Origin of the sequence: Hydrocoleum sp. CS-953, from assembly GCF_002260545.1 — a bacterium.
GTDB lineage: Bacteria > Cyanobacteriota > Cyanobacteriia > Cyanobacteriales > Microcoleaceae > Trichodesmium.
This window is the reverse complement of the sequence record NZ_LGSU01001374.1, coordinates 1-11,400: the sequence shown is the minus strand read 5'-3', so window position 1 is coordinate 11,400 and position 11,400 is coordinate 1. Positions and strand designations below refer to the sequence as shown.

Here is an 11,400-nt window from a genome sequence, read left to right as displayed (position 1 = left end):
ATAATAATTTGTTTGCCAAAGGTGTGACGAAAAAAACTCAATTGTTGTACCCGATCTATCACACTCTGAAATCTAGAAAATTTAGCACTGGGTAAGGTAATTCTATAATTGGGATAAAATTCAATTTCTCCTCCATCAACTTTGTTCAAATATAAAAGAGCGGTAATAGCATTTCGGTCATAATGCCACTGATATGTACCTCCTTTTTCAGTAATGTTAATATTGCAACCTACTTGAATATCTTGTAAAGGAAAAAGTTGTTTATTGGTTAGGTTGTTAATAACTTGATTCACAGTTTCGTATAGTTTTTGAACTTCTGGAATCTCAGACTGAATTATTTTTCCATCTATGACAGAACGATTTAAGGGTATGGGTTTAATATTCCGATGAATTTTAGAAACAGAATTTGTCTGGCGATAATCGGAAATTAGCTGTAACAAGGAATCGCATTCTGGCTGAGAAAGAAAATTTTCTTGCAGAAAGTATCCCGCTCTTTGAAATTCTTCTGTGGATAGAATTTGAGAGTATTTCATTTTAATTGATCTAGCAATTCTTCTACTTATTTAGATAGAATTGATTAATTGATTAATGGTAAGAAAAATTTTGAAGTAGTATTGCCAGCTTTTTATCTAAATTGAACAATAAAGTGTAAGTATTCAGCCATCAGCTATTGCTTTTGGTGAATTTTTAAATTAGCTGAATGCTTACACTTAAACAAAGGCTTCAACATCAGGATATTCATTAATATTGGTGTAGAAAAGGGTTACTTCCTCACCATTTTTAATATCTTTTTTGGCAATCAAATGTGACCATGCACCTACTTCATCTTCAATCCATTCAACATAATAATTAGGGTCTTCTGCATGATTACAAAGAGAAGCTAAACCTAAAACCAAATATCCTTTTATTTTCTTAGTTGTAGCATATTCTAATGGCTGTACAAAATAATAATCTAAGACTTTTGTCTTATTTATAATTTGTAGTTGTTCAGGAGGCAAAACTACTGCAGGAGCAACTTCAAGTAACGTTCCTTTTTTCCATTCAAATTATTCCCAAGAAAAATGGTTTGAGAATGCTCGCTAATAGAATACTGAGATACTCCATATCGCTCGATCATTGCTCTTTCAGTTCGCTCTAAAATGGGATACAAATCAATTAATAATTTATACACTTCATCAGTCAAATGTTTTTGACCAAAGTATTTTTGATGAATTTTTTTTCTCTCTGTAATTACTTTGTTTGATTGAACCTCTTCTTTAACTAATATTCCTTGAAATTCTGGCATTTTTTCAAAAGCTTCAATCTATTTAGATACCAGATAGGAACAAATAATACTTGGGTCAGTTAATAGGTAAAACTTTTTCTGAGTCATAACTTTTGTCAATCTATAATTATCCCTGAACTATTCTAAAACCAGCGTGTTGATAAAAGTTCGGACGAAACCAATTACGATAATATTTTAATGCTTCTGTACCATTAGTTATCCAACATCCTCCTAACATCATATTATGTCTATTATCAAAAAATGGAGCTGAATAATCTTCATATAGTTGATGAGTTTTAAATCCTGAAAGAGGATTGAATTTATCACTTAACCATTCCCAAACATTACCCCGCAAATCATATAATCCTGATTCATTTTTGGCAGTTTCTAATAAACCAACCGGAGAAGGAGAACCAAATTTAAAATTCAGATTATAATTATCCGCTTCTGCTTCTTTGCCATTAGCATAAGTTGCTAAATTATATTCAGCTTCAGTCATTAACCGAGTATTTTCACCTTGACAACGACAATAAGCCATTGCTTCATAATGATTGACTTCCACAGGCCAATCTAAAGGTAAATCCATTTCATCAAACATGGCTCGATATCTATATATAGATGTACCATTTTTAGGTATCCAAAATTTTGGATGTTTGATATTATTTTCAGTTTTCCAAAGCCAACTTTCTGGAGTCCAATAATCTTGATTTTCGTAACCACCAGCCTTGACAAATTCTAGAAATTCTGCATTAGTAATTAAATATTTACTAGCAACAAAAGGTGCAACTTCAACTTGGCGATCGCCATATTCTATATCCCAACCAAAAGTAGGATAATCTTCTGGTTTTCCTAGTTTGATAATTCCTCCAGAAACTTCTACCATTTCATTATTAACTATCTGGTTATTAGTAGGAGCATATTCCCAATTACTAGGATGTTTTAGTTTTTCTACAGGTAGTTGCCGAAACAACATTGAAGATGTTTCGATATGAATTCGTTGATGTTCAATACCCATCATTAACGCCCAAAGAGGATGGTTTTGATGGATGGGAAGATTTAGAGGAGTTTTCTTAATTAGGTCTAAAATAATTTGATAGACTTTTTCTCGATACTGCCAAACATCTTCCAGTTTCGGCCAGTTAATATTAGCGATCGCTTGGTCTAATTCTTCTGGTTTTTCTGGATCTACTCCCAATTCAAATAATATTTCGTAGTTAGAGTCAATATGTTTTTCTAATAATTCGACACGAATTAATTTATTGATGTAGAAAACTGCTGAATGTCCGAGATAAAAAATTAGAGGATTTCTCAAAGGATCGGGATTCAAATAAAATGTTTTTTCTCCCACTAAACTATTCATTAAAATATCTTCAAGTTGCCAAGCATTTTTAAAATATTCGATAATTTCTTGGCGGATGTTGCAGTCAGTTTGGTAACTATCAAGTTTTGGTGGGGTAGTAGATTTAATTGGGTTCATATTGTTAGAAACAAATTCAAAATTTAATCGGTGACTTTTCCCAAAGGTTTAAGATTGAGAGATTTAGGGATAATTATTAAGTCTAGGTAAAAGCATAGCTAGAAACTCTATATTTTGTCAGGAATAGTTTTCATACTGATATGACTTATACTCATGCCTCTTTGATTTTTCTTGCTTACCTTATATTGGTCAAATAATAGGCAAAATTCAAGAAGCCCAAAGACATACTGTGCAATTATTGAGCAAATTTTTGTGAATTCATAAAACATATTTGCTATGGATAGCTGATGTACTTTTTGGCATACTTAATAATGAATTTTATCTTTCAAAACTCTATTATAACTTCATTTTGTACGCAGCTAATTACTGAGATATAACCCCTGTTTGGGCAGGATTTCACAGGAAATGTTTACCGAATAATTAATAATTATTAATTAAATAATTCAGCTTTATTAGCCTCACCTTGGATAGGGGAAAAAAATAATATTTCCTTATACCCAATCAAGAACGGTTTTAACCAGAGGTAATTATCCATTATTCATTAATGAACATATTTTTTTATTCTTCCTTTTTCCTTCTTCCTTCTTCCTTCTTCCTTCTTCCTTTTTCCTTCTNAATTATCCATTATTCATTAATGAACATATTTTTTTATTCTTCCTTTTTCCTTCTTCCTTCTTCCTTCTTCCTTCTTCCTTTTTCCTTCTTCCTTCTTCCTTCTTCCTTCTTCCTTTTTCCTTCTTCCTTCTTCCTTTTTCCTTCTTCCTTCTTCCTTCTTCCTTCAAGTTAAGCTTGGCAAAGAATTAATCCAAACCACTTTTTAGGGTCTGTCCAAACTTTCTTAACTTTCAACCCTTTAGCCTCAAGTTGTGTTTGTAAAATTTCCAAATCAAACTTGCGAGAAATTTCAGTTAGAATACTTTCCCCTGCCTGAAAATTAACTTTTAAATCAAGAGTTTCCAAAGCAAATGTAACATTCTCTTGGCAATATAGATACATTTCAATTTGAGTTTCAGCTTGATTATAAATTGCTTGATGACTGAATAAATTAATGTCAAAATTTCCTTGAAAACGCCAATTCAAATGAGATAACATATTCAAATTAAAAGCAGCAGTAACCCCTTGATTGTCATTATAAGCAGGTTCTAAAATTTCTTTAGATTTATCTAAGTCAATGCCTAGTAAAAAATAATTTCCTGGCTGTAAACTTCTAGTGATTTGAGTCAATAAATTATCAAATTCTTGTGGAGAAAAATTGCCAGCAGAACTTCCTAAAAAACAAATTGTTCGTGTTGGTGTAGGAGTTGACTCTAGATAGGCTAAAGTTTGTTGGTAAGTTCCTAGTAATCCCTGAATAAAGAAATCTGGATATTCTTCTTGTAGCTCTAATACGCTATTTTTAAGTATTCCTCCACTCACATCAGTCGGTATGTATGTAAACGAATTACCTATTTTTTGATAAGCATCTAACAATAAACGGGTTTTAGTAGAACTGCCANGGTGTAGGAGTTGACTCTAGATAGGCTAAAGTTTGTTGGTAAGTTCCTAGTAATCCCTGAATAAAGAAATCTGGATATTCTTCTTGTAGCTCTAATACGCTATTTTTAAGTATTCCTCCACTCACATCAGTCGGTATGTATGTAAACGAATTACCTATTTTTTGATAAGCATCTAACAATAAACGGGTTTTAGTAGAACTGCCACTACCTAATTCTACTAATTCGCTACTACCAGTTATTTGAGCAATTTCATCAGCATATTTTTCTAAGATAGAAGTTTCTGTACGAGTAGGGTAATATTCGGGTAACTCACAGATTTGTTCAAATAATTCAGAACCATAATCATCATAAAAATATTTTGGGGGTAAAGTCTTAGGATTTTTAGTTAGTCCAGCAATTACATCTTCTCCATCATTTTTAACAGCTTGATAGCTGTCATTGAGAACTTTCACAAGTTGTGGGGGCATTATTTTCTTACTGCATAAGGGTGGACAGTTAAGAGTTTTTTCTTAACCAATTATGGACAAAAATTTGTCATCATAAAATTCTTGCCAGAAGAATTTTAGTATAAATTCTGCTGGGAGTAAATAAGCAGATAATTCAATTAATAAGTCCCATCAATACCTTCTTCTGTAACTCTGGGAAATAAGTAGGTAATATAAAAGTCAAATTATCCATCAGGAAAAAAACTAAAGTATTAATGCACGATCAATGGTATAATTAGCATCTAAAAAAATAAGCTTTTTCTCACCCGGACTTGATAAACCTTGTATCTAATACCAATTCACTATCCTTGTGTCAATTTAGATGTGAAATAATTTCCTGAAATTACTGAGCGTGTCAAAGTTTTGAGTCTACAAAATCTTAATCCATGATTTTTGACTTTTAACTTGCGTGAAACAGTAGAAATTAGATCCCTTTGCATTCTTTACTCTATGAATATTGTTTCATGGCTAATTGCTGTGAAAATATCTTCCATGAGTGTCTCTTACCGAATAATTAAGATTTAAAGCCTCTTCTTTAAAGGAGAAACAATGAATTTATTTTCCTTTTATTCAATTCTCTTCCTTTTCCTTTTAGGGAGAGGTAATTATCAATTATCCATTATCAATTATCAATTATTGAACTACTTGGTGCAAAAAGTCTGTTCTTTTTCACTCTAAGGTTTAATACTATTTTCAAAAAAGGCAGTTACATCAGAATTTTTGATTTATTCCTACAAGAAAAAAATATAAATCCCATAAATTCTGGAAATCAAACCTTTTTTCTTCTTTAATATTTATGTTTTTCTTCCCCCTGTTCCCTGTTCCCTCCATACCTGTTCCCTGTGTCATAACTGTAGCAATATTTTATGAAATTGGTATAAAAGTTATTAAGAACTATTTAGGATTGCTATAGCTGACGGTTGAATGCTTAAAAATTACGATGTTTCTGAAAGAACATGAATTGCCTAGAGAAATAATTGGTTTATTTATCAGGATCTAAATTTTTGAAATGGGGCTAAAAATCAAAAACTTGGTTTCGAGAACCTTGACTTGAATTATCTAGAATAATCATTTAGCTGTTAGTCAGTCTCTTGGAGAGAACTGGATTTTTCATGTTCTGGAGTCAGAGGCTGCGCGATATGAATACGGAGCATTCCGACAAGGAAATCCTTACTATCCAGAATTAGAAAGAGTGCAGAACAATATAATTTTTATTACATTCAAAATCAATTAAAAGTAGCAGAAAAAAAGTTGATTTAGCTGACGCTTCACCACTATATTTAGTAGTAGAATTTTCGGATTGTTTTTGTCATTACGACTGGAACGGGGTGGAAGGTTTGCGCAGCATTCCATAAGGAAAGCAATCTCAGGGGTGGCTTGAGATTGCTTCCTATGGTNGAGCATTCCGACAAGGAAATCCTTACTATCCAGAATTAGAAAGAGTGCAGAACAATATAATTTTTATTACATTCAAAATCAATTAAAAGTAGCAGAAAAAAAGTTGATTTAGCTGACGCTTCACCACTATATTTAGTAGTAGAATTTGATATTACTTACACCCTTTTGAATATTTTTTAAATTATCATTATTCATACTTTATAGGGTGCATATAAATTTTGAAGAAAGCCGAAAATTTACCGCTTTTATGGAACAGGGAACAGGGAATAGGTATGGAGGAAATAGGTATGGAGGAAAAAAGTATTTTGGCAAATATGAGTTCCACCCACTTTATATAGGTATCAGTTAATGGATGATAACTTACAGGTGAATACTTACAAAAGAGATTTTTTTGTTGATAAAATACAAAAGTTGTAATTGAATTGATGAGAAAAATGAAAAACACTGAAATTAGTAAAAACCAACCCAGAAAAATTCAAAAAGTAGGCGTTATTGGTGGTGGTCAATTAGCATGGATGATGGCGGATGCAGCTAAAAAACTAGGAGTAGATTTAATTATTCAAACTCCCCATAAAGATGACCCGGCAGTATCTATAGCAAAAGATATTATTTTGGCAGAAATTGATGATGGTAAGGCAACTACAAAGTTAGCAAATAGTTGCGATGTGATTACTTTTGAGAATGAATTTATTAATATATATGAGTTGTCATCTCTGGTTAAAAATAATGTAATTTTTCGTCCGAGTTTATCTGTATTGAAGCCGTTATTAGATAAATATGAACAGTTGTGTTATTTGCAAAATTTAGGTTTACCTGTTCCTAACTTTTGGGAGTGGGGAAAAGAAATTGAGTCTTTATCTTTCCCTCTGGTATTAAAAGCTCGTCGTCATGGTTATGATGGTCAAGGAACTTTTATTGTTAAGGATATTGAGAGTTTAAAATCTCAGGGAAATTCGGAATTTCTAATACAAGAATTTATTCCTTTTGAGCGAGAAGTTGCTGTTATTGCTGCTCGTGGAGTAACTGGCGAAGTTAAGGTTTATCCCCTGGTAGAAACTCAACAAGAAAATCAGGTTTGTCGGCGAGTTTTTGTGCTTGATGAAAATTTGGAATTAGTAAAAGAAATTGAAGCGATCGCTCAGACTCTTCTCAATAGTTTAGAAGTAGTAGGAGTATTTGGGATTGAAATGTTTATTACTAAAGATAAGAAAGTTTTAATTAATGAAATTGCCCCTAGAACTCATAATTCTGGTCACTACACTTTGGATGCTTCTGAGACTTCCCAATTTGAACAACATTTACGGGCAGTTTGTGGTTTACCTTTGGGTAGTACCGCTCTCAAAACTAGGGGAGCAGTGATGGTAAATTTATTGGGTTATGAATTTGGGGAAAATTACTACTTGACAAAACGGCAAAAGTTAGAAACTATTCCTAATAGTTCAGTTTGGTGGTATGGCAAAACAGAATCTCGCCCTGGTCGAAAGTTAGGTCATGTGACGGTTTTGCTAGATGGAGAAAATTTTGAAACTATGCGTCGAGAGGGTGAGGCGATCGCTAATCAAATAGAGAATATTTGGTATAGTTGAAGCCAAACTTGTAAAAGCCAAATTTTTAGTGCCGTGTCAAGCTTAAAATAGTGTATTAGATTTTTAAGTAAAAGCTTTGAAAAATCAGCATCTTGCCATTTTTCTAAAGTAACATTTAAGGCTTGAGACGACACTACTGGATCGACTAATTATCCATTACCCATTCTTCATTAATTGATAATGAATAGCTCTTTAAACTTGTTTCAGATAATTCATAAATTTTGACTTTTTAATTTTGACTTTTGACTTACCCTCAAGGGGGTGACATTCAGAAAATAATAGGTATAATAATCCTTAGGTTCTACTACGACGTTGGTGACTGCCAATAATGTTTTTTTGACCTACAAATCAAAAAACATTGGGAATCTAGATGTTCGAGTGGCAGTAAACTGGGCTTGTACCCAGAAACTTTAAACTTGGGCCGAGATACCCACCTGGTATTATCCAGGTCAAAAGCTGAGGTAAGACGGCGTTGCGGTGAACTATTTTTTTTGTTTTGGGAAATAATAAAAAAAGAAGCAGTAAAAATTGCCTCAAACAATATTTGACTGTTACCTAAAGGTGAAAATTTTTCTGGCAGATATTCGTACTAAGAAAATATGTCTGCTCAACTAATTTTCCTATTCTTGATAATTGAGGAAATAATAGACCAGAAGGAAAATACCCTTCTAAATTTTCATGCCAATATTTGACTCTCATCCACAAGTAAAAATTTTTCTGGCAGATATTCTAGTCACTGAGAAGATATAACTGCTCAACTAATTTTCCGATTCTTGATAATTGAGGAAATGATAGACAAGAGGAAAATACGCTTCAAAATTTTTCCCACCAATATTTACCTCTTACCTACAAATAAAAATTTTTCTGGCAGATATTCTTACCGAAAAATTGGGTTTAAAGCCTCCCCTTTTAGGGGGACTTTATGTTATACTTAAAAAAGCGGAAAGGTATTCAACCGCTATAAAAACCTATAGCTACCGAGCCTTGTAGCGTTTGCACCTTGAAAACTAGAGTTATGGAGTTTTGTACACCGAATGCTTGTACTTAGCAATTGCTCTAAGCAACAAATATCAGAGAACCAAAGTTTTTTTAAGGTTTGAACTGTACCGTAGGGCATAGGGAAACAGGCTCTTGGAATAGAGCAAACGCTTGGGGAGAGAACCACCTCTGAGTTAGGTGCCGCAAGGTCTTTAATTTAAGTGGACTCGTTGAACCAAGAATCCTGGTTTCAGGAGAATCTCCGCGCCTTTAGGCCGGAGAGTATGTCAATAAAAGGATATAACTGCCCAATCAATTTTTCTATTTTTGATAATTTAGGAAATGATAGACCAGAAGGAAAATATTCTTCAAAATTTTTCTCACCAATATTTTACTCTTATCCACAAGTAAAAATTTTTCTGGCAGATATTCTCACTTAGAAGATATGACTACCCAATCAATTTTTCTGTTCCTGGTAAAGAGACTTAAATAATCGTTGTCTTTTTTTATGGTCAACAATAGGCGCAGGATAACCTACAACTTCCCGCTCATCCACAGGAATTTTACCAGTAACTAAATATTCTGTATCTACATTCCGTAATTCTGAAACCCACTCCCGAATATATTCTGCTTCTGGGTCATATTTCTGCGTTTGAGATGTAGGGTTAAATATTCTCAAAGGTTTTGGGTCCATTCCACTCGAAGCACTCCATTGCCAACCTCCATTATTAGCAGAAAGGTCGCCATCTATCAAATTCTGCATAAAATATTTTTCGCCCCATTGCCAGTTAATAATTAAATCTTTGGTCAGAAAACTGGCAACTATCATCCGACAACGGTTGTGCATCCAACCTGTTTCATTTAACTGACGCATAGCAGCATCAATAATAGGATAACCTGTTTTTCCTTCGCACCAAGCTTGAAAATATGCTTTATTATTCTCCCAAGGAAAATTTTTCCAATGTTCTCGGTAAGGACCTGTTTCTAATTGGGGATAATGGTACATAACATATTGATAAAATTCGCGCCATGCTATTTCTTTTTGCCAGGTTTCTATATTTGCAAATGCTTCTTCACTACGGCAATTTTTGATTAATTCTTGAGTTTTTGTCCAAACTGTACGAATACCAATAGTGCCAAATTTTAGAGCAGCACTTAGTTGAGATGTTCCATCAATACTAGGGAAGTCTCGCTGTTCTTGATATGAATATATTGCTCCATTAGAAAATGTTTCTAATTTTTCTAATGCTGCTGTTTCTCCAGGTTCAAGAATGAGTTTATTTTCCCAATTAAATCCTAATTCTTTAGCAATAGGTAAGTCAATTACTCCTATTTTTTTTGTGTCTTGAAGTTGCTCTTCAGTTAAACCTTTGAGTAAGGAAATATTAACTGGAGCTAATTTTTTTTTGCTCTTCCAATTTTTCCAGAAAGGAGTATAGACAGTATAAGGTTTTTTAGTTCCAGTAAATATTTCTTCTGGGTAATGAAGGAGTTGATCCCAAAAAGTTTTTACTTGAATATTTGCTGCTTCTAAATTTTCTCTAACTTGGCGATCGCGTTCCTTACTATAAGGTTCAACATCTAGGTTCCAATATACAGCTTTTGCCTCCAAAAAAGTTACTAATTTTGGAATAGTTTCTGTAGGTTTTCCAGAGATTATTAATAGTTGACTTCCTATTTGTTTATAGCGTTTTTCTAAATGTTGTAAACAACCAATCATATAGGTAACTCTTCCAGGAGCAATATCGTCTCGTTTGAGAATATTTTCATCAAGACAAAATATACCTACTACTGTTTGACTTTCTTGAGATGCTTGTGTCAGTCCGATATTATCTGAAATGCGTAGATCGCGTCGATGCCAAAATAGGATTAAGTTAGACATTTTCTTTAAGTTTACTGTTGGTAGAAGAAAGAAGGAAGAAAGAAGAATTAAATAATTGATAATTGATAATTGATAATTGATAATTGATAATTGATAATGGATAATTGATAATTACCTCTCCCTAAAACGGATTGGATTGAATAAAAGGAAAATAAATTCATTGTTTCTNTAATTGATAATTGATAATGGATAATTGATAATTACCTCTCCCTAAAACGGATTGGATTGAATAAAAGGAAAATAAATTCATTGTTTCTCTTGAAATATAGCGTTTCTCAGGTTAGTAAGGTATAGTTTTATCTTTCTTCTTTATTCCCTGTTGCCTGTTGCCTATTGCCTGTTGCCTGTTGCCTAAAGCGTAGAATTTTGTACCTCACGCCTCTTGGGAATTGCTATAGAAGGCTTTAAACCTTAATTATTCGGTAAGAAGTAAGAAGTAAGGAAGAGTAAACATTATAAAAAGGAATAAACGATAAATATAACTGTCTAAAATGGGTAGTGATGTACAAGTAGTGATATTCTGAAAAAAATTTAAGTAGGCTAGGAAATACTATTCCTCTAAAAAGTTGCCTACCTCCACAATAAATCACAATCATCAAAGGACTACCCTAAAATTAATTAGAGCAGCTATATTTTTGGCATAAAGGAAGAAGAACGAAGCAAGAAAGAGTAAACATTATAAACAGGGATAAACGATAGATATAACAACCTAAAAGAAATTGGATAGCCTTTTCGGCTTGTTTTTTTTTCTTCGTTTGGTTTCTCAACCCTTGGTTTACCAACCAAATTTAACGTGGTATTTGGAGACCAAACCCCTACAGTTTTTTTCACAAA

At 33.0% G+C, this 11,400-nt stretch carries 9 protein-coding genes, 1 other RNA gene and 2 pseudogenes; 3 read left to right on the top strand and 9 right to left on the bottom strand.

Going from position 1 to position 11,400, the window contains the following annotated elements; all coding sequences use genetic code 11:
* The 7 genes and pseudogenes from AFK68_RS26725 to AFK68_RS46615 form a co-directional block, all read right to left on the bottom strand.
* On the bottom strand, window positions 1-533 hold a 533-nt coding region (locus AFK68_RS26725; RefSeq protein WP_094676574.1), incomplete at its 3' end, for a hypothetical protein.
* Window positions 534-710: 177 nt separating this feature from the next.
* Entirely contained in the window at window positions 711-998 is a 288-nt protein-coding gene (locus tag AFK68_RS26720; RefSeq protein ID WP_094676572.1) for an SET domain-containing protein-lysine N-methyltransferase, read from the bottom strand.
* 2 nt (window positions 999-1,000) lie between these two features.
* A complete protein-coding gene (locus AFK68_RS26715; RefSeq protein ID WP_094676570.1) occupies window positions 1,001-1,285 on the bottom strand; it encodes a hypothetical protein in 285 nt (94 codons plus the stop codon).
* A gap of 106 nt (window positions 1,286-1,391) precedes the next feature.
* Window positions 1,392-2,741 carry a 5-histidylcysteine sulfoxide synthase gene (ovoA, locus tag AFK68_RS26710; protein WP_094676568.1) on the bottom strand — a complete coding sequence of 450 codons (1,350 nt, stop codon included), beginning with the start codon at window positions 2,739-2,741 and terminating at the stop codon, window positions 1,392-1,394.
* Window positions 2,742-3,358: 617 nt separating this feature from the next.
* A complete protein-coding gene (locus AFK68_RS37430; protein ID WP_168186674.1) occupies window positions 3,359-3,523 on the bottom strand; it encodes a hypothetical protein in 165 nt (54 codons plus the stop codon).
* Window position 3,524: 1 nt separating this feature from the next.
* Window positions 3,525-4,236: pseudogene (locus AFK68_RS26705) on the bottom strand (L-histidine N(alpha)-methyltransferase); the annotation flags it as partial.
* Between the two features lie 204 nt (window positions 4,237-4,440).
* Window positions 4,441-4,704, bottom strand: a pseudogene (locus AFK68_RS46615) (L-histidine N(alpha)-methyltransferase); the annotation flags it as partial.
* A 1,850-nt stretch (window positions 4,705-6,554) separates the two neighbouring features.
* Between AFK68_RS46615 and AFK68_RS26695 the strand changes: the two are divergent.
* The 3 genes from AFK68_RS26695 to AFK68_RS37425 all read left to right on the top strand — a co-directional run bounded on the left by AFK68_RS26695 (window position 6,555) and on the right by AFK68_RS37425 (window position 9,124).
* Complete coding sequence (locus tag AFK68_RS26695) at window positions 6,555-7,706, top strand: 5-(carboxyamino)imidazole ribonucleotide synthase (RefSeq protein ID WP_094676566.1); 1,152 nt, start codon at window positions 6,555-6,557, stop codon at window positions 7,704-7,706.
* Window positions 7,707-8,004: 298 nt separating this feature from the next.
* A non-coding RNA gene (gene ssrS / locus AFK68_RS26690) (6S RNA) lies at window positions 8,005-8,191 on the top strand.
* Window positions 8,192-8,968: 777 nt separating this feature from the next.
* Entirely contained in the window at window positions 8,969-9,124 is a 156-nt protein-coding gene (locus AFK68_RS37425) for a hypothetical protein (RefSeq protein ID WP_168186673.1), read from the top strand.
* Between the two features lie 17 nt (window positions 9,125-9,141).
* Here the strand turns inward: AFK68_RS37425 and AFK68_RS26685 are convergent, their stop codons facing one another.
* Window positions 9,142-10,566: a deoxyribodipyrimidine photo-lyase, 8-HDF type gene (locus AFK68_RS26685; RefSeq protein ID WP_210407642.1), complete on the bottom strand. Its 1,425-nt coding sequence runs from the start codon at window positions 10,564-10,566 to the stop codon at window positions 9,142-9,144.
* 627 nt (window positions 10,567-11,193) lie between these two features.
* On the bottom strand, window positions 11,194-11,400 hold a 207-nt coding region (locus tag AFK68_RS39940; RefSeq protein ID WP_210407641.1), incomplete at its 5' end, for a hypothetical protein.